This window comes from Gemmatimonas aurantiaca T-27, assembly GCF_000010305.1.
Classification (GTDB): domain Bacteria; phylum Gemmatimonadota; class Gemmatimonadetes; order Gemmatimonadales; family Gemmatimonadaceae; genus Gemmatimonas; species Gemmatimonas aurantiaca.
Map to the genome: position 1 here is coordinate 3468805 of NC_012489.1, position 17539 is coordinate 3486343.

Consider the following 17539-nt stretch of genomic DNA (forward strand, 5'->3'; position numbering starts at 1 on the left):
GCACTCCCCCGCAGTTTTCGGAGCGTGTTGATGAGTGCCCGCATTCCCCCTCGATGGCATGGCTTGGTCCTTGCCATCGCCGTCGCTGTCCTGGCGGTGGTGATACGCCCGCAGCCCCTCCACGCCCAGGCCCCAGGCACCATTCGAGGTGTGGTCACCGATTCGTCCACTGGCCGTCCCGTCGCCAGTGTGCAGGTGTCCATTCCCGGCAGCACGCGCGGAACGGTGACCAACGAAGCCGGTGTGTATTCCCTCGCCGGTGTGCCGTCCGGTTCGGTCACGCTGCGTCTGCAGCGCATCGGCTATACGGCGATCAGCCGCTCGGTCACGCTGTCCGCGGGTGGCACCGCTACGCTGGACGTGGTCCTGTCGCCCGCCGCCACCGTACTCACCACGGTCGTGGCCACCGGCTATGGCAGCAGCCAGCGCGCCACCGTGAGCGCGGCCATCGCCTCGGTCGACTCCACCACCTTTGCACGCCTGCCGGTCACCAGCATCGACAATGCCCTGCAGGGACGCATCGCCGGTGTGCAGGTCATGCAGAACAGTGGTGAGCCGGGCACCGGTGTGTCGGTGCGCGTGCGTGGGCCGGCCTCACTCAATGCCGGCAATCAGCCGCTGTACGTGGTCGACGGTGTACCGATGTTGCAGGGCACGTTCGAGCAGATCACCAGCACGAGCGGCCAGCGCATGACGCCCATCTCGGCGCTCAACCCCGATGACATCGCGTCGATCGACGTGCTGAAGGATGCCGCCGCCGCGGCTATCTACGGCTCACGCGGCTCGAACGGTGTCGTGCTCATCACCACCAAGCGTGGTGCCGGTGGCAACCGGTTCCGCTTCAACATCAGCAGCTCGGTGGGTTCGCAGAGCGTGGAGAAGAAGCTCGACCTGCTCAACGCCACCCAGTATGTCACGCTGATGAACGAAGGTCGTGCCAATCAGGCACAGACGCCACTCTTTGCCGCCGGCACCGACAGCATCAACACCGACTGGCAGGACGCGGTATTCCAGAGCGCGCCGATGTCGGATGTGCAGCTCAGCGTGAGTGGTGGCACCGACCGCCTCCGCATGTTCCTCTCCGGCGCGAACGTCTCGCAGAAGGGCGTGGTGATCGGGTCGCAGTATCAGCGCCAGACCATGCGTCTCAACGTGGATGCCCAGGCCGCACCCAAGCTCTCGCTCATCGGCTCGGTGGGTCTCACGCGTGAGTCGAACGACCGCGTGCCGGGTGACCTCAACGTCGACGGCATCATCACGAATGCCATCTCGCTGCAGCCGTTCTCACCCATCCGCGGCACCTCGTTCGGGTACGGCGGCATCTCGCAGAACCTGCTGTACTCCAACCCGGTGGCCTACGCCGCGTACAGTTCGCTCAATTCGCGCACGCTGCGGGCACTGGGCAATCTCGAGGCGCGCATCACCGCCACCGATCGTTTCACGATCACGGGACGTGCCGGCGCCGACGTCTACGCCGTGGACGAATTGCGCTGGCGCTCCCCCAAGGTCGATCGCGCCGCCAGCAGCAGCGTGGGTGGTGAAGGTGTCAGTGGCCGCACCAATGCCACGCGCTATGTGACCGAAGCCTTCGGCAACTACGATCTGATCCGCACCGATGCGCAGCAGTTGCAGCTCACGGCCGGCGGCAGCATGGAGCTCAACAACTCCGACTTCAACTACGTGTCGGGCACGGGCTTCCCCACCGGCTTCGAGCGCTATGTGCGCAACGCCGCGGCCGTGTCGTCATTCGACGGCGGCGCCACCGAGAACACACTGGTATCGTACTTCGCCCGTGCCAACTGGTCGGCGCGTGATCGATACCTGCTGTCGGCCAGCTTCCGCACCGACGGCTCGTCGCGTTTCGGCAGCGCCAATCGTTATGGTCAGTTCATGGCCGCATCGGGCGCCTGGACGATCTCCGACGAAGCCTTCATGTCCGGGCTCGCCCGCCACGCCAGCCTCAAGCTGCGCGCCAGCTACGGTACAACAGGCAATCAGGGCATCAGCGACTTTGCCAGTCGCACCCTGGCCACGGCGCAGTCGTATACCGGTGTCACGGGTCTCGCGAACTCCACGCTGGGCAATCCCAACCTCAAGTGGGAGCTCACCAAAGAAACCGACATCGGTGCCGACATCGGCCTGCTTGGCGGCCGCGTGAACCTGAACGTCGACTGGTATGACCGCGCCACCAGCAACCTGCTCGTGCAGCGCCCGGTGCCGGCCACCAGTGGTTACACCAGTGTGTGGGACAACGTCGGCGCCATCAAGAACAGCGGCTTCGACCTCGCCCTGCAGACGCAGAACGTCCGCTCCGGCAAGCCGGGTGGTTTCGAGTGGACCACCGATCTCAACGTGACGTTCAACAAGAACGAAGTCACCGAGCTGTACGACGGCCTGCCGATCACGGCCACGGTATCGGGTCGCGTGACCTCGGTGGCCGCTGTGGGCCAGCCGTTGGGCACGTTCTTCCTGTATCAGTTCCTGCGTGTCGACCCGGCCACGGGCAATGCGTTGTACCGCAAGGCGGATGGCACCGAAACCCTCGCCCCCGTGGCGGCGGACCTCACGTACGGCGGCAATCCGCAGCCCAAGTACTTCGGCGGTCTCACGAACACCTTCACGTGGCGTAACCTCGACCTGAAGGGCTTCCTGCAGTTCAGCCAGGGCGGCAAGGTGCTCAATCTCGCCCGCATCTTCATGGACGACGGCGGCAACTCCCGCGACAACAAGTACGCCTCGGTGCTCAAGCGCTGGCAGAAGGCCGGTGACATCACCGACCAACCCCGCATGGGCTCCACGGGCGGCGCGCGGTTCCTTTCCACGCGCTTCGTGGAAGACGGCTCGTTTGCCCGCTTGCAGGAAGTCACCGTGGGCTACCGCCTGCCCGCCGCACTCGCGCGCTCCATGCGTGCCGACAATGCGCGCCTCTACTTCTCCGGCCGCAACCTGATCACGTGGAGTGACTACATGGGATTCAATCCCGACGTGAACAGCAACGGCGCCAACGCCAATACCGTCATGGGTGTCGACTACTACGCCTACCCGCTCGCCCGCACGTTCACCTTCGGCATCACGGCGGGCTGGTGATCAACATGAACCGATTCCCTACCCTGCGCCGCATGGCGCTCGTCGGCGCCGCGATGTCCGTGGCAGCCTGCGGTGATGTGCTGAACGTCGAACCGGTCACGTCGCTGCCGCAGGACCAGCTCATCACCGACAACGCCACCGCCACTGCGGCACTCAACGGTGCGTATGACGGCCTGCAGTCGGGCAGCTACTACGGACTCTCCGCGCTGCTCGTGGGCGATCTCGCCTCCGACAACACCGTCTGGACGGGCACCTTTCAGTACCTCGGCGAAATGGCTACCAACCGCATGCAGGCCGACAATGCGGAAGTGACCTCGATGTGGACGGCGATCTATCAGCAGATCGATCGCGACAATGTCCTCATCAACAAGGTCCCGCAGGTGACCCTGGTGACCGACCCGGTGCGCAGCGATGTGATGGGCCAGGCGTACTTCATGCGCGCACTGGGCTTTCACAATCTCGTGAAGTTCTGGGGCGGTGTACCGATTCCCACCAAGCCCATCGCGGCACCGTCCGAAGCGCAGGCGTACACACGTGCCACGGTCACCGAGGTGTACACGCAGATCCTCAAGGATCTCGACAGCGCCCAGGTGCTCATCCGGAACACCACCAACACCCGCTATGCCACACCGATGGCCGCGCGCGCACTGCGGGCGCGGGTGCTGTTTTATCGTGCCGGGCTGACCGGCAATGCCGGCTCGGCGGCCGACTATCAGGGTGCGCTGGATGCGGCCAACCTGGTGCTGGCCGGCCGTGACACGCTCACCGTGCCATACGCGGACCTGTTCGGCGCGGCGGGCAGTAACACCACGGAAGACATCTTCCGTGTGTCGTTCAACGCCACCGAAACCAACGGCATTTCGAACTACTACCTGCAGGTGGGTCGCGCCGAGGTGGCGCCCAGCCCCAACATCGACGCGGCATATCCCGCTGGTGATGCCCGCAAGGCATGGTCGATCCGGCCCAGTGGCAACGCCGGCCGTCCGCTGAACGGCAACAAGTACGCGGCGCGTCCGGGCACCGAGCATGTACATGTCATCCGCCTCGCCGAAGTCATTCTGATCAAGGCCGAAGCGCTGGCGCGTCTGAACCGGTTGCCGGAAGCCGTGGCAGCCTACAACAAGGTGCGTGTGCGGGCTGGTATTCCCGTGCACACGCTCGGCAATCAGGTGACCACGCAGACCGATGTCATCAACGCCATCGAACTGGAGCGTCGTCTGGAGCTCGCGTTCGAAGGAGACCGGTGGCCCGACCTCAACCGCCTGGGCAAAGCGATCGCCGTGAAGGGCATCGCCGACCGGCCGGGACAGGCCCTGTTCCCCATCCCATTGCGGGACACACGCACCTCGCCGGGGCTGGTGCAGAACGCGGGATACTGATGGGGTATTGATTCTGCGGATGCACGATTGAGCGCAGCGCACACGAAGGGCGATCGGCGGGATGCCGGTCGCCCTTTGTATTACCGTTGTCCTATCGTTGTGGTTGCTGAATGTGCAGGTACTCGAAGGCGGCCAGTACGTCCGGTGCGCCGGTCAACGCGGTGGTATTGAAACGCTTCGGGTCGTTCTGTAGAGCGCCCGTGCTTTCCCAGTCGGTGTAGGCATTCACACCGAGCTGAATGGTGGCCGGCAGATCGGGGCGATCGAAGGTGGCCAGTGTGCGAAACTCACCGCCCTGACTGTAGGCCAGCTCGAACTTCGCGCCACGTCGGGTGAGCAGCAGCTCCACCGGCCCAGGGGCAATGTCATGCAGGCGCAGTGTGGACTGGCTGTTCACGGTGGTCTTGGTCTCGATCACCGGCTGCCCCGCACGCGCGGCAATGCCCGTGGTGATGAAGAGCCAGTTCTCGGTGTTTGGTGTCCAGGCCTTCATGCCCCCGACACGCGGCGCGCGTACCATCAGGCCAGCCAGTGACCACAGCGCCTGCGGAATCTCATGCCCGATGCCCGTCACACGCACCCGCGTGTGGGCCGTGAAGTCGCCCGTGACGTCCTTGAACAGAAATGGCGCCTGAAAGTCGGCATACCATCCACTCGTGGCTGGCTCCAGCAGCAGGAAACCATCTCGGATTTCGACGCGCTTCGTCTTTGTCGGCCAGCCTTCCACCACATCGAACCGCTGCCAGTTGGCCAGCGTGGCGGGATTGTCGAATTCGTCCGACAGTGCGGGTGCCTTAGGAGCAGACGGTGCAACCGGCGCATTCGCCGCGACCACCGGCGCGCGCGTGAAAGCCCGCGCCCGCGCCATCACACGAAAGAGTGCCGGGACATCCTGATTGGTCAGTGCCGCAATGATGGTGCCATTGCGGGGATCGATGACCAACTCCGAACCGCCACCGGGGGTGCCGCCATTGTGCCCCACATCGATCACGCGTCCGGCTGAATCCACCGTCATGCTGAATCCGAGACCATATCGGATGGACGCCGGCGCCCGCGGATCCTTGCTGCGAGGGGTCCACAGTGAGTCCCGCCACGCGCGACTCACGAGCCGGTCGTTGAGCAATGCCTCACCAAACTTCACGAGGTCCTGCGCCGTGGAATAACCACCACCTGCGGGACCACCACGTCCAGGCAGCGTAACCGTGTTGGGCAGCGACGCCGGTGCGGATTGGGTGAAGTCCGGCGCGCGCGGCGGTCCAGACACCCCGGACGTGTATCCCACTGCGACATCGCCACCCACTTCATCGATCGCCGGGAACGAGGTGTTGGTCATACCCGCCCGGTCGAGAATGTGGCGCTGCACATACGCATAGTACGACGTTCCCGAGACGGCCTCGATGATCGCGCCCAGCACAATGAAGCCGCTGTTGCTGTACTCGAAGCGTGTGCCCGGGGATGACAGCAGCGGTTCGCTGGCCAACACGGCGGCGTAGTCGTTCACGCTGCGAATACGTTCTCGCGCCGCGTTCCATCCCGCTGAGGACCAGTACTGACCCATGCCCGCCGTGTGCGTGAGCAACTGCCGGATGGTCACGCTATCGCGTACCGTGGCATTGGCCCAGCGGGGCAGGAATCGTCCCACCCGATCATCCAGCGAGAGTTTCCCCTGCTCCGCCAACTGGGCAATGGCCACGGCGGTGAATGTCTTGTTGAGCGATGCGAGATTGAACCGGGTATCGTCACGGACCGGCGTTCCGCTGCCACGATCCGCAAGGCCCTCGGTACGCGAGTACAGCGTGGCACGGGCGCGCGTGATCAATAGCTGGCCGCTGAACCATCCCTTTGCCGCCAGCGAGTCGATGCTGGCATCGAGCCGGCGTTCCCCTTCCTGCGCCTGTGTGAATGCGGGGATCAGTGCACTGGCCACACTGACGACGCTGCACACGAGCCATGCGCCGCGAAACGCGCCACGCATACGGTCAAACGAACTGTCCATCCGGATGTCTCCATTGAGATGCCGACGCGCGACGTGCGCGCCGTCGGGGGAGGAGACACCACAACTCCCGGCGGGGGATGCCCTCGAGGGGCCAATGTACCGCCTCTGGGGATGACTGCGCAGTTCAGCGCATCAGGCGATCGAGTCCGGCTCCGTGCGACTTGCTGGTCCGCAAGCGCGTACCGTCGCGCAGGGTCACGATCTGCTCTCCATGCAGATGGGGCTCCACACGCTGGATGAAGTCGATATTGACGATGACCGAACGATGAATGCGCACGAAGCGTGTGGCAGACAATTTCTGCTGAAACGCCTTCATCGTATCCCGCACGAGATGCTGCTGCCCTTTGGCGTGCAGTCGGACATAGTTGCTCTGCGCGTCCACCCAATCGATGTCGGCAGATTTCACCCAATACGTGCCTCCCTTCGCATCACGCACCGCAAACCGCTGAGGCAACGCCCGCTCGATCCGCAGCTCTTCGAGCACGGTGAGCAATGCCGGATCCAGACGGGCAGCGGTCGATGTAGAAGCAGACGTACCGTCAGACGTACCGTCAGACGTGCCGGTCGACCGCTGGGCGACAATCCGCGCGAACACCCGGGCCAGCGCACGATCGAGATGTTCCGCATCGATCGGCTTGAGCAGATAGTCCACCGCATGCAGATCGAACGCGCGTACGGCGTATTCATCGAATGCGGTCACGAACACAATGGCCGGTGGTTCGTCGAGATTGGCCAGCACCGATGCCGCCACTTCGATACCATCGCGCTCGGGCATGCGGATATCGAGAATCACGACGTCCGGTTTGCACGATTCGATCAACGCCTGGGCCTCGACCCCCTGCTCGGCTTCGCCCACCACGTCCACATCGGCTCGCGCGGCGAGCAGTCGACGGAGCGATGCCCGTGGGAGCGGCTCGTCTTCGGCGATCACAACACGCAAAGGCGTGGCACTCATCGGGCCTTCTCTCTGGTGGTACGGGGAATGGTGATGCGCACGGTCGTGCCCTCACCGGGCAGTGATTCAAAACGCAGGGTGTGCGCCTCGCCGTACAGCGCGTCGAGACGACGGCGGGTATTGGTGAGCCCGACGCCATCGCCCTCGACGGCATCACCTTCGATGGCATCCCCAGGGCCATCATCACGGACCAGCAGTTCGACCTGCGCCCCAACGGACTGCACCGATATCCGCACCCATCCCCGGCCTGCCCGACGGGAGACGCCATGTTCCAGGGCATTTTCCACCAGCGGCTGCAACAACATGGCGGGAACCAGGACATCGCCCAGTCCATCAGCCACGTCCGCCGTGACTTCCAGTCGTGGCCCGTGCCGCACGCGCATGATGCCGAGATACTCCTCCAGCAATGCCATTTCTTCGCGCAACGGGATCTGGTTCGATGCTTCGGCACGCAACGAAGCACGCAACAGCCCGGACAGCCGCGTCAACATGGTGCCGGCCGCCTGACTGTCCACATGCACCAACTCGGCGATCGCGGCCAGCGTATTGAACAGAAAGTGCGGTTGCAACTGAGCCTGAAGCGCCTGCAAACGGGCGCTGGTGAGGCTGGCTTCCAACTGCAGCGCCTGCCGCTCACGTGCTCGAAGCGTGGCCAGCATCTCACCGAGCGTTGCCACCGCGAAGGCCAATGCGAGTGCAAGTCCCGCCGCGATCTGCTTGCCGAGCCAACTGCCCCGCAGGATGAGTTGTGGTGTGCCGGGCAATGTCATGATGGCCGGCATCAACCAGGTGCTGAGGAGAATCGCCAGCACGATCACGCCGGCCGCGAGTGCGGAGAAACACCAGCCACCGACATGCTCCAGGGGAGCGCGACGGGAGATCAGCCGGAGAAAGGGAAGCGCTGGCGCAAAAGCGACCATATCGATCACGCCACCCATCACAATCGGCCCCGCGCTCACCGTCGCACCAAGACTGATCATCGACAGGATCACCTGCAGACCATGCACCGCAACCAGCAGCAACCAGGCGCTGGCAAAGACCATCCACCAGGTCCGGGGCGTCCATGTGTCGGTGCGCATGGCGGAATGTCACCACGGAGAAGGCCCGCCGCCAACTCACGAGGGACGAATGTGCCGTCTGCCGGGACTGTTGAGCCCTGAATCCGATCCGCGTTATGGACTGTTGGCGGGGTCAGACACAAACACCGTCTCCGCGCCCAGCTCCTCGAAACACAGATTCACCGTGCGACCGATCGCCCGCGTGCGGTGCACGGTACCTGCGGGAATCGTGACAGACTGCCACGGTCCGAGTTGGAACTGTGTGCCGTCCGCGATATCGACGACCAGCAGGCCGTCGACCACGAGAAACAGCTCGTCGGAAGTCGGGTGATGATGCCAGGCGTACGCTTCCTCGAACACCGCCATGCGCAGACAACTGTCGTTGACCTGACTGATCACCTGATTGCGATAGCGCTCCGTGACCGCCGCGGCTTCGGTACGCAGGTCGACCTGATGCAGCGGCGGAAAGCGTACCGGTTCGTTGGTGTAGGCCGCCGCCGAAGGAATCGGCAGCGGCGCCGCGTGATCATCAGGCATCGCACATCATTTGGGCGTTCCGGTGCGCCAGAGTGGTGGTGTTTCGGTGCCACGCCAGCGACGTACCGCGCGCTGGAAGAACATGTTGTTGGGGATCTGCAGGACCGTCGCCGTGGCCGTACTGTCCGCGGTGAGTTCTTCGAGGGTGGTGTAGATCAGATTGATATCGATCACACGCCCCTTGAAGCCGGGCTTCTCCCCGTTTTCCAGCACTTCGATGTGATCGTTGATCCGAAACTGGTTCGTGGAGAAAATCAGCATCGTGCAGAAGATGTTCGACAGCACGCTCCACGCGGCAAAAAACGCCACCGCACCAACCGCGGCGAATCCGCTGAATGCCGTCCAGAGCACTGTGCCCGATACACCGAGCCGCTCGAGAATGAGCAGCAGTGCCGCCCCGTTGATGAGGATACCGGCGACACGCCGTGCACCAGGCAACGCATGCGGCGGCAGGTCATACGCTTCATTGACACGACGAATCAGGCGCTGCACCGCGCGCCGCAACAGCCATGCGATGAAGACGATCAGCAGCACCTGACCGAACGTCACCATCACTCCCATCCAGTTCTGCAACACCACAGGCAGTTGTTCTCTCATCGATCGGTTCACGGAGGAGCGGATGTCTGACCCACTCGGTCCCGATACTACACGGTGTGAGAGGAGAAGCTCCAGCGGACGTCGCAATATCGCCTGATATCGATCAGCGTGCTGCGTCGGGGCGACGGATGATCATGGCACCCACGATGCAGGTGATCGCGCCCACGATCGACAGTGGGGCCACCTGTTCATGCAACACGACCACACCAAGCAGCAGGGCGACCGGTGCCGTGATGAAGATGGACGCCGAGGCGCGTGCAGCACCCAGTCGACCGGCGGCCACGGTGCCGATGACGTACGCGATCCCCGTTCCGAACACACCGAGTGTGAGCAGCGACAGGAGTGGTGTCAGTGTCCAATGGCCGTCGATCACTTCAGGAATGCCCAGCGGCGCCGTCAGCACGGTCGCGAGCCCCAGTGCGCGGGCCAACACCGGCAACGCACCGTACTGCATCTGCAACGGACGGGCGATGTTGATGGAAATGCCATACAGCGTGATGGCGGCCAGTACGAGCAGCACACCCTCCATGCTGGCACCGCCACTCTGCAGGTTGGGCAGCGCCACCAGCACCACCCCCGTCATGCCTACGGCCAGTCCCGTGAGGATGGTCCGGGATGGCATGCGCCGGGCAATGACGGCCGCCACCAGCGTCGCAAACAGGGGCACCGCGCCATTGAGCATGCCGGCCATCGCCGACGAGATCCGCTGCTCGGCGTAGGGAAACAAGGTGAGCGGAATGGCCATCCACATCACCCCCAGCAGCGCGATGCGCGGCCAGGCCTCGCGGGCGATGGTCACCCGGGCAGCCGGGAAAGCCAGCAGTGTCAGGAATCCCGCCAGAATGCGGAAAAAGGCCACACCATGTGGCCCGGTGGCGTGCAGCCCTTCCGCAATGAACAGGAATGACGCACCCCAGATCGCACCGGGTACAACAATGAGGCCGAAGTCACCGCCGGCAGCCGCCCGCCAGTTGGCGAGCGGTGTTGAGGCTTCGAGTGACGAAGATGCATGAGTCATGGCGTAAATCTCTCCGCTCTATGACTTAAGCACAAATGAAATGACCTTGACACTGCTGTTAAGTATCACTGCATGATCAGCCTGGAAAGATTGCGCAGTCTGCATGCGGTGGAGGCCTATGGCTCTCTGCACGCCGCCGCCGATGCCCTGAACGTGACGGCGTCCGCGATTTCGCAGCAGATCGCGAAGCTGGAGCGAGAGGTCGGCGAACCCCTGCTGGAGCGCCGGGGCCGTGGCGTGGCACTGACCGACGCGGGGCAGCTCCTGACAGGGCACGCCGAGCGGGCGTTTTCAGTGCTGCGGCAGGCCGAGGCCGCGTTGGATGCCCGTCGGGCGGTGGTGGCCGGAGAGGTACGGATTGGCGCCTTTGCCACGGTGATGCGGGGGCTTGCTCCCCAGGCGTTGCGGTCACTGGCGTCGGATCACCCGCAACTGCAGGTGCGGCTGCAGGAGATGGAGCCACTGGAAGCCATCGAGTTGCTGGAGCGTGGTGACATCGACCTCGCGCTCGCGCAGGATTGGGCCAATCGTCCGCTCCGTGTGCCGGAAGGGTTGGAGCGGGCACCGGTATACGATGATATCGCCGATATCGCGCTCCCCAGCGATCATCCGTTGGCGCACCACGACACCGTGGCGCTGAGCGATCTGGCCGGTGACACCTGGATCTCGTGGCGCGAGGGGTCGATCTGCCACGACTGGCTGATGCTGACGCTGCGGGCGCAGGGCCGAGAGCCACGCGTGCAGCATTTCGCGCTGGAGTATGCCACGCAGTTGTCGCTGGTCGGTGCAGGGCTTGGTGCGGCCGTGTTGCCGCGGCTCGGCCGTGGAGCCGTACCGGACAACGTGTGTGTCATGCCAGTGACCCCATCGCTCACCCGGCATGTGTATGCCCTGTGGCGATCCGATGCCGCGCGGCGCACGGCGATTCTGGCTGCGGTGGCCGCGTTCAAGAACGCCGGCGCGCTGTGACGCGGAGCGCCATACCGTGACCACTATGGGCAAGACAGTGCGCGTGGTCGCGTACGATGCTTCCTGGCCCGACGTCTTCGAGCAGTTGCGTGCGATGCTGTGGCCCGCGGTGCACCATGTCGCACGACGCATCGAGCACGTAGGCAGCACATCGGTGCCTGGGCTCGCGGCCAAACCCGTCATCGATATCGATATCGTGGTGGCCGATGATCTACCGATGCGCACCGTGATCGAACCACTGGCCGCGATCGGGTACGTGCACCGCGGCAATCTCGGTATCGTGGGGCGCGAAGCGTTTCGGTCGCCGGTCGGCTTACCGGCGCATCATCTGTATGTCTGCGCTGAAGGAAGTATGGCGCTCGCCAACCACCTGGCCGTGCGTGAACATCTGCGTGCACACGCCGACACCGCCGCTCGATACGGTGCGCTCAAACAACAGTTGGCGCGGGAGTTTCCGCACGACATCGACCGATACGTCGCGGGCAAGACCGATTTGCTGCTCGAGGTCTTGCGACTCGCGGGTTTTCCGAAAGACCAGCTCGAGGCGATCGAACGAGCCAATCGTGGCCACGGAGCAGTCAACGTCGCGACCCGCGACTGACCGCTGCGCCTATCGCCGTCCCGGCATCTCGATGGGCGCCAACCGCTCCACCACCTGCTCTTTGCGCCATGAGAAGTAGTGCGGATCGAATCCCTTCGGTCGAAAGAACCAGCTCATCAGCTTCCGGTTCCAGTAGATACGCCACTGGTGCGCGCGCATGAAAAACAACTGCCAGAACACCAGCCACAGCGCGATGGCCAACCATTGCGGTGGCCAGTGGAACATGGCCTGCAAGGGCGGTAATGACGGCTGATTGTTGGCCGTGATCATCGCGTTGGTGGCGGCGCCATTGATCACGAGTGCGAGGATGAGCATGCGCACCACATGGCGGATCAGGTAGTAGCTGCGACGGAGTCCCCACTGCTGCTCGAGACGCACCACCATCCAACACACAATGACGGTGGGAATGAGCATGATGATCCAACGCAGCCCCCCGGCGCCCAAGCCCATCACATTGGCCAGCGCCTCGGCCGCGAACGCTGTGGCGATGGTCGCGGCACCACCCACCGGATAGAAGATCAGCACAAATGGCCACAGCACGAATGGCGCGATGAGCCACTCCGCGCTGCCGGAGCTCTTGTTGTTGCGCGCCTGGTTGCCCGCCATCCATCCGGCGGTTCCTTCAACAGTAGCCGGTCCAAAGATGCTGCCGCGTGCTCCGGCGTCGTACCCGGAATCGTAGTCGCTGCTCATGAGGTGGGGTGGGCGAAGGTCGGGCAAACTTCGCACCGCCTGGCCATCGCCGCCAGCAGTGCGACCGATCGGTGCACTCCCGCAGAGGAACCTTTCTCTCTTGGCGATATTACACGGGATAGATGGATCTTTCCGTACACCCGTTCCAGAAAGGTCATGATTCCCAACTCGCTACGGCAGCGCGGCAGGATTCTGCTCCTCGCAGTGTTGTGCCTGGGCCCATGGAATTCGGCACAGGCGCAGGAGCCCGCGTCGCCTCCCTGGCTGGTTGGTGTGTCGCTGGGCATACCGCGCGCCTATGGCCAGTCCGTATCCGCAGCGGCGCTGGCGAGCATGCACTGGACGCACTATCGCCCCAACCGACTGACGTTCGATGGTTCGTTGGGCATCATGCCGCGCCATCTGGGCGAGGGCGGACTGGCGCTGGCGGTCCGTCCCGCGCTCGCCATTCCGATCAAATTCACCAACGACTTGCTCCTCATGCCCGTCCTGGGCGGGACGCTCGGGTCTTTGTCCTGGCCACGCTCGACAGGAAGCACCGTTGGCTACCACACCGGACTGGCCGTCATGCTGTTCGAACCCGAACGTTTCGGACTGCGGCTTGGGGTCACGCGCCACGAGTTCCGGAAGAACAGAGAACCCGTCTGGCTGTTCGAAGTGGGCTTAACGAGGCGTCCCTGAGCCAGTAGCATTGCCAAAGCGCTGCCATAGCCTTCCCTCACGCCTCCTCCAGCATGCGACTCACCACTCAACGACCGGGCTTCGGTCTTCTGCGTGCCTCTGCCCTGCTCGCCGTGTTGACGGCGTGCACCCCAGCAGACAAGCCGGCCAGCCAGGCCACTTTTGCCGACGCGGCCATGGAAGAGCTGCGTCTCGACAGCGTACGTGTCGGCGACGTGATGGTGCCCACGCGCGAAGGATTGGTGAAGGTGCCCGGTGGCCGAGTCTTTGTGCGACAGATCGGCAATGGCCGCGGGATTCCATTGCTTGCGCTGCACGGTGGCCCGGGCGGCACGTCGTGCCGCTTCGAGACGCTGGCCTCACTCGCATCAGACCGTCCGGTGATCTTCTACGATCAACTCGGTTCAGGACGTTCTGATCATCCGTCCGACACGTCGCTCTGGCGCGTGCCGCGGTTTGTGGAGGAAGTGACGGCGGTCCGTCAGGCGCTGGCACTCGACTCACTCCACCTGCTGGGACATTCGTGGGGTGGTGCGCTGGCTGCAGAGTACATGGCCGCAGCCAAGCCCACCGGTGTCAAGTCGGTGTTGTTCAGCAGCCCGCTCATCGACACCCCACGCTGGATCGCCGATGCCAATTTGCTGCGCACACAGCTCCCCGACTCCATCCGTCGTGTGCTCGATGAAAACGAAGCACGGGGGACGCTCGATGCGCCGGCCTACAAGGTGGCAACGGACACGTTCTACGGACGGCATGTGCGCCGTCTGCCGGTTGGCAGTGAGCCGCGCTGTGAAGGCGTCGCAGGCAACGACACCATCTATCGGCAGATGTGGGGACCCACCGAGTTTCTGAGCAACGGTTCGCTGCGTACGTGGACTCGCGCCGCGGATCTGCCGGCCATCACCGCGCCGACCCTGTTCATCGCGGGTGAGTTCGACGAAGCACGCCCGGAAACACTCGAACAGTTCCGGGCCAGCATGCCCGACGCACGACTGGTGTCCATTCCTGGCGCCGCTCATGCCGCCATGCGTGAGAAGCCTGCGGAGTATCTGGACGCCCTGCGCGCCTTCCTGCGCGAGGTGGAGTCGCGGAAGTAGGATCGTTTCACTAGGTTTCTGATATGTCTCTTGCCCGCCTCACGTCAGGTTTCACGTCATGCGCATGGTGGCGGCCGCTTTCCCAAGCGGTCCCGTTGCGCGTGCGTGCCAGATAGGTCGGCACACCAACCCCCGGGCCGCTCGATGTGAGCGGCCCGTTGCATTTGCAGGCAGGGCCCTGCCACGAGGGCACACATCGAGCGATCCGACACACGGAGTCTCTCGCATGTCTTCGCCCTCCACTGCGTCTGTCGATTCTCTCTCTGCCGTTGCACCGGCGGCCCCGGTTCTCGCGGCCCCTGTCGGCTCGGCCGTCACGGCGGCGGACATTGTACTCACCGGCGATCGACCCACCGGCCGGCTGCACCTGGGTCACTATGCAGGCTCGTTGCAGTCCCGCCTCGCACTGCAAGGTCGCTGTGCACAAACCATTGTTGTCGCCGACCTGCAGGCGCTGACCGACAACGCCGGCCGACCCGCACACGTCGCCGCGCATGTGCGGGAGGTGGTGAGTGACTATCTCGCGGTTGGACTCGATCCGGCCCAAACGACCATCGCGCTGCAATCGCGGCTGCCAGCACTCGCCGAACTCACGATGTTGTACCTGAATCTCGTCACGGTCGCCCGACTGGAACGCAATCCCACCGTGCGCGCAGAAATCGAGATGCGCGGATTCGCGCGGGATATTCCGGCGGGCTTTTTGTGTTACCCGGTATCGCAGGCGGCCGACATCACCGCCTTTCGCGCGACCGTGGTGCCGGTGGGCGAGGATCAGTTGCCGATGATCGAATTGTCCAACGAGATCGTGCGTCGGGTGAATCGCACGACAGGCACCGAGGTGCTGCCAGAATGCCGCGCCATGTTGTCGGACACACCACGCCTGCCCGGCATCGATGGGCGCAAGGCCAGCAAGTCGCTGGGCAATGCGATTTCACTGAGTGCCACCACGGCGGAAGTGCGCGAGCTGGTGATGGCGATGTACACCGACCCCGCACACGCGCGGGTGTCCGATCCCGGTCAGGTGGAGGGCAATGTGGTGTTTGCCTATCTCGACGCGTTCGATCCGGCCACCGAAGAAGTTGCGGACCTCAAGCAGCACTACGCACGTGGTGGCCTGGGTGACGTGACCCTCAAGCGTCGCCTCATCGAGGTGTTGCACAACATGCTCGAACCCATCCGCGAGCGGCGCCTGATGTTGACCGCGCAATCGGATCTTGTGGACGATGTGCTCGCGGACGGTACACGGACAGCACGCCTTCGCACGGAGGCGGTACTGCACGATGTGCGTCAGGCGTTTTCGCTCACATCATGATCGGCGGCGAAACCGGACGCACGGAGTGAACCTGCACACTCAACCTGCAGGTTCACTCGCTGGCGTTGGTGGCTTGGCACTGGCGCCGGTTTGTTTGCCGTCCACCCACACACCAAACGCCGCGCCGATAAAGGCAAAGGCAAACACGCCCAACGTGGACAGCAGCGCATTGCCGATGGGCACCTGCGTGAGATTCACTCCCAGTGAGACCCACGCGGTCACGGACAACACGGCGCCAAGTACGGCATAGAGGTACTTGCGCGCCTGCCCCGTGCGACGACGTTTGCCGCGCAGGTCCACGAAGAGCGCACCGGCCAGTCCGCCGAGCAAGATCGAAAGCACGAATCGGATAGGCCAGACGGAATTCAGGACCACCGACGTACCGATCACGCCGTTGCCGGCCGCACTGAGGCGAAACGTGCCGATGTCCTCTGCCGTCACTTTCACTCGCACAGAACCACCGGGTTCGATGGTCGCGGTATCGGGCTCCACACGCGCTGACCCACCACTGATGCGCACCCGCACCGGGCGACCCAGCGAGGCCCCATAGGTACCGATGGTCACCCATCGGGGCTCTGCACCAAAGGCCTGGAATTGTGGTGGTGGATTTTCAAAGCGCAGTACCGTGGGCAAGGCCAGACTGATCCGCACTTGTTCGCCGGCATCCAGTCCATTGGCGTGCAGATGCAGTGCCACCGAGTCCGCCGCATTGATGGTGGTCACCGCCACTCGGGCTGCGTCCACGCTGCCAGCGGGGAACGTGATCTGATCGGGACTCACCGTCGCTTCGGTCACCAGACTGATGCCCACCGGACCGGAGAGCGGCGCCACACTGCCATCACCATTGGCCGAACGCAGACCAACGAGGACCTGCCCGGTGAATCGGTCGCGTTCACTGTCGTACCCCAGCCGCGACGGATGAATCACGTACGGCCGCCACGCACGCACGGCGCCAGACGTGCCCTGCGGCCCCACAATATCGATGGGCACATCGATCACCACGACGTCTGCATCCGCTACCGCACTCGGCGGACGGACCGCCTCGACGGCCGGTTCCACACTCGGTTGCGCACCCGAGCCACTTCCCGATCCTGGACGAGGTCTGGTTCCGCTGCCCGCGCCGCTACTTCCACTGCTTCCAGCGGATGGCTCGAGCTGGATCCCATTCATGCGTGCCCGATCGAGTACCGCTTTCTGTATCGTCGCCGACGCCGGTCGCGCCACCGAATCACTGCGCGCCAACACCACAGCACCAACCGGTACCTGCACGGAGTTCGCTTCGACCGGACTGCGCACCTCCTGCACGGCACCGGACGGCATGGTGACCTTCATCTGTCCCTGCTCCAGCTTCTTCTGCACCGCCACCGGCAAACGGCTCTTCTGAATCGACGCCTTGGCCTGCGCGCCAATGGTGGCGGGCGACCATACCGCAAATATCACGGCGCTCAACAGCAGCGTGGCGTGCCGGCGGATGCGCACGCCTTTCCGGCGATGACGGCGAACACACATCGACAACTCCGATGTCGGAGTGACACTGGTCGTTCGCGTGAGCCACGCCG

At 64.1% G+C, this 17539-nt stretch carries 15 protein-coding genes; 7 read left to right on the forward strand and 8 right to left on the reverse strand.

Annotated features, from left to right (window positions below; translation table 11 throughout):
* Nucleotides 1-30: 30 nt before the first annotated feature.
* The gene (locus GAU_RS15095) at nucleotides 31-3087 is read left to right on the forward strand and encodes a SusC/RagA family TonB-linked outer membrane protein (protein ID WP_169307702.1); all 3057 of its coding nucleotides are present in this window, start codon (nucleotides 31-33) and stop codon (nucleotides 3085-3087) included.
* A gap of 5 nt (nucleotides 3088-3092) precedes the next feature.
* Nucleotides 3093-4466: a RagB/SusD family nutrient uptake outer membrane protein gene (locus GAU_RS15100; RefSeq protein ID WP_156799068.1), complete on the forward strand. Its 1374-nt coding sequence runs from the start codon at nucleotides 3093-3095 to the stop codon at nucleotides 4464-4466.
* 91 nt (nucleotides 4467-4557) lie between these two features.
* Here GAU_RS15100 and GAU_RS21165 read toward each other — a convergent pair whose 3' ends face one another.
* From GAU_RS21165 to GAU_RS15135, 6 genes are all read right to left on the reverse strand, one after another.
* Complete coding sequence (locus GAU_RS21165; RefSeq protein ID WP_015894764.1) at nucleotides 4558-6462, reverse strand: serine hydrolase; 1905 nt, start codon at nucleotides 6460-6462, stop codon at nucleotides 4558-4560.
* A 124-nt stretch (nucleotides 6463-6586) separates the two neighbouring features.
* Entirely contained in the window at nucleotides 6587-7417 is an 831-nt protein-coding gene (locus GAU_RS15115) for a LytR/AlgR family response regulator transcription factor (protein WP_015894765.1), read from the reverse strand.
* Nucleotides 7414-8496 carry a sensor histidine kinase gene (locus GAU_RS21170; protein WP_015894766.1) on the reverse strand — a complete coding sequence of 361 codons (1083 nt, stop codon included), beginning with the start codon at nucleotides 8494-8496 and terminating at the stop codon, nucleotides 7414-7416. The genes GAU_RS15115 and GAU_RS21170 overlap by 4 nt, the downstream gene beginning before the upstream one ends.
* 93 nt (nucleotides 8497-8589) lie before the next feature.
* Entirely contained in the window at nucleotides 8590-9012 is a 423-nt protein-coding gene (locus GAU_RS15125; RefSeq protein WP_015894767.1) for a cupin domain-containing protein, read from the reverse strand.
* A gap of 6 nt (nucleotides 9013-9018) precedes the next feature.
* A complete protein-coding gene (locus GAU_RS15130; RefSeq protein WP_015894768.1) occupies nucleotides 9019-9609 on the reverse strand; it encodes a mechanosensitive ion channel family protein in 591 nt (196 codons plus the stop codon).
* 103 nt (nucleotides 9610-9712) lie between these two features.
* Nucleotides 9713-10627, reverse strand: coding sequence for a DMT family transporter (locus GAU_RS15135; RefSeq protein WP_015894769.1), 915 nt, complete (start codon nucleotides 10625-10627; stop codon nucleotides 9713-9715).
* Nucleotides 10628-10699: 72 nt separating this feature from the next.
* Between GAU_RS15135 and GAU_RS15140 the strand changes: the two genes are divergently transcribed.
* Both GAU_RS15140 and GAU_RS15145 read left to right on the forward strand, forming a co-directional pair.
* The gene (locus GAU_RS15140; RefSeq protein WP_015894770.1) at nucleotides 10700-11596 is read left to right on the forward strand and encodes a LysR family transcriptional regulator; all 897 of its coding nucleotides are present in this window, start codon (nucleotides 10700-10702) and stop codon (nucleotides 11594-11596) included.
* Between the two features lie 25 nt (nucleotides 11597-11621).
* On the forward strand, nucleotides 11622-12197 hold the full coding sequence (locus tag GAU_RS15145; protein ID WP_015894771.1) for a GrpB family protein: 576 nt from the start codon (nucleotides 11622-11624) through the stop codon (nucleotides 12195-12197).
* Between the two features lie 9 nt (nucleotides 12198-12206).
* Here the strand turns inward: GAU_RS15145 and GAU_RS15150 are convergent, their stop codons facing one another.
* Nucleotides 12207-12890, reverse strand: a complete 684-nt coding sequence (locus tag GAU_RS15150; RefSeq protein WP_015894772.1) for a hypothetical protein — start codon at nucleotides 12888-12890, stop codon at nucleotides 12207-12209.
* A 156-nt stretch (nucleotides 12891-13046) separates the two neighbouring features.
* Between GAU_RS15150 and GAU_RS15155 the strand changes: the two genes are divergently transcribed.
* The 3 genes from GAU_RS15155 (at nucleotide 13047) to trpS (ending at nucleotide 15980) form a co-directional block, all read left to right on the forward strand.
* Nucleotides 13047-13571 (forward strand): hypothetical protein, encoded by a 525-nt coding sequence (locus GAU_RS15155; protein ID WP_015894773.1) that lies wholly within the window; start codon nucleotides 13047-13049, stop codon nucleotides 13569-13571.
* Between the two features lie 53 nt (nucleotides 13572-13624).
* Nucleotides 13625-14668, forward strand: a complete 1044-nt coding sequence (locus GAU_RS15160) for a proline iminopeptidase-family hydrolase (RefSeq protein WP_052574483.1) — start codon at nucleotides 13625-13627, stop codon at nucleotides 14666-14668.
* A 226-nt stretch (nucleotides 14669-14894) separates the two neighbouring features.
* Complete coding sequence (trpS, locus tag GAU_RS15165) at nucleotides 14895-15980, forward strand: tryptophan--tRNA ligase (protein WP_015894775.1); 1086 nt, start codon at nucleotides 14895-14897, stop codon at nucleotides 15978-15980.
* A 39-nt stretch (nucleotides 15981-16019) separates the two neighbouring features.
* Here the strand turns inward: trpS and GAU_RS15170 are convergent, their stop codons facing one another.
* The gene (locus tag GAU_RS15170) at nucleotides 16020-17489 is read right to left on the reverse strand and encodes a hypothetical protein (RefSeq protein ID WP_156799069.1); all 1470 of its coding nucleotides are present in this window, start codon (nucleotides 17487-17489) and stop codon (nucleotides 16020-16022) included.
* Nucleotides 17490-17539: the final 50 nt, after the last annotated feature.

Coding starts and splice junctions, on each gene's coding strand:
- GAU_RS15095 (WP_169307702.1), top strand. CDS start 31: ATGAGTGCCCGCATTCCCCCTCGATGGCATGGCTTGGTCCTTGCCATC.
- GAU_RS15100 (WP_156799068.1), top strand. CDS start 3,093: ATGAACCGATTCCCTACCCTGCGCCGCATGGCGCTCGTCGGCGCCGCG.
- GAU_RS21165 (WP_015894764.1), bottom strand. CDS start 6,462: ATGGACAGTTCGTTTGACCGTATGCGTGGCGCGTTTCGCGGCGCATGG.
- GAU_RS15115 (WP_015894765.1), bottom strand. CDS start 7,417: ATGAGTGCCACGCCTTTGCGTGTTGTGATCGCCGAAGACGAGCCGCTC.
- GAU_RS21170 (WP_015894766.1), bottom strand. CDS start 8,496: ATGCGCACCGACACATGGACGCCCCGGACCTGGTGGATGGTCTTTGCC.
- GAU_RS15125 (WP_015894767.1), bottom strand. CDS start 9,012: ATGCCTGATGATCACGCGGCGCCGCTGCCGATTCCTTCGGCGGCGGCC.
- GAU_RS15130 (WP_015894768.1), bottom strand. CDS start 9,609: ATGAGAGAACAACTGCCTGTGGTGTTGCAGAACTGGATGGGAGTGATG.
- GAU_RS15135 (WP_015894769.1), bottom strand. CDS start 10,627: ATGACTCATGCATCTTCGTCACTCGAAGCCTCAACACCGCTCGCCAAC.
- GAU_RS15140 (WP_015894770.1), top strand. CDS start 10,700: ATGATCAGCCTGGAAAGATTGCGCAGTCTGCATGCGGTGGAGGCCTAT.
- GAU_RS15145 (WP_015894771.1), top strand. CDS start 11,622: ATGGGCAAGACAGTGCGCGTGGTCGCGTACGATGCTTCCTGGCCCGAC.
- GAU_RS15150 (WP_015894772.1), bottom strand. CDS start 12,890: ATGAGCAGCGACTACGATTCCGGGTACGACGCCGGAGCACGCGGCAGC.
- GAU_RS15155 (WP_015894773.1), top strand. CDS start 13,047: ATGATTCCCAACTCGCTACGGCAGCGCGGCAGGATTCTGCTCCTCGCA.
- GAU_RS15160 (WP_052574483.1), top strand. CDS start 13,625: ATGCGACTCACCACTCAACGACCGGGCTTCGGTCTTCTGCGTGCCTCT.
- trpS (WP_015894775.1), top strand. CDS start 14,895: ATGTCTTCGCCCTCCACTGCGTCTGTCGATTCTCTCTCTGCCGTTGCA.
- GAU_RS15170 (WP_156799069.1), bottom strand. CDS start 17,489: ATGTGTGTTCGCCGTCATCGCCGGAAAGGCGTGCGCATCCGCCGGCAC.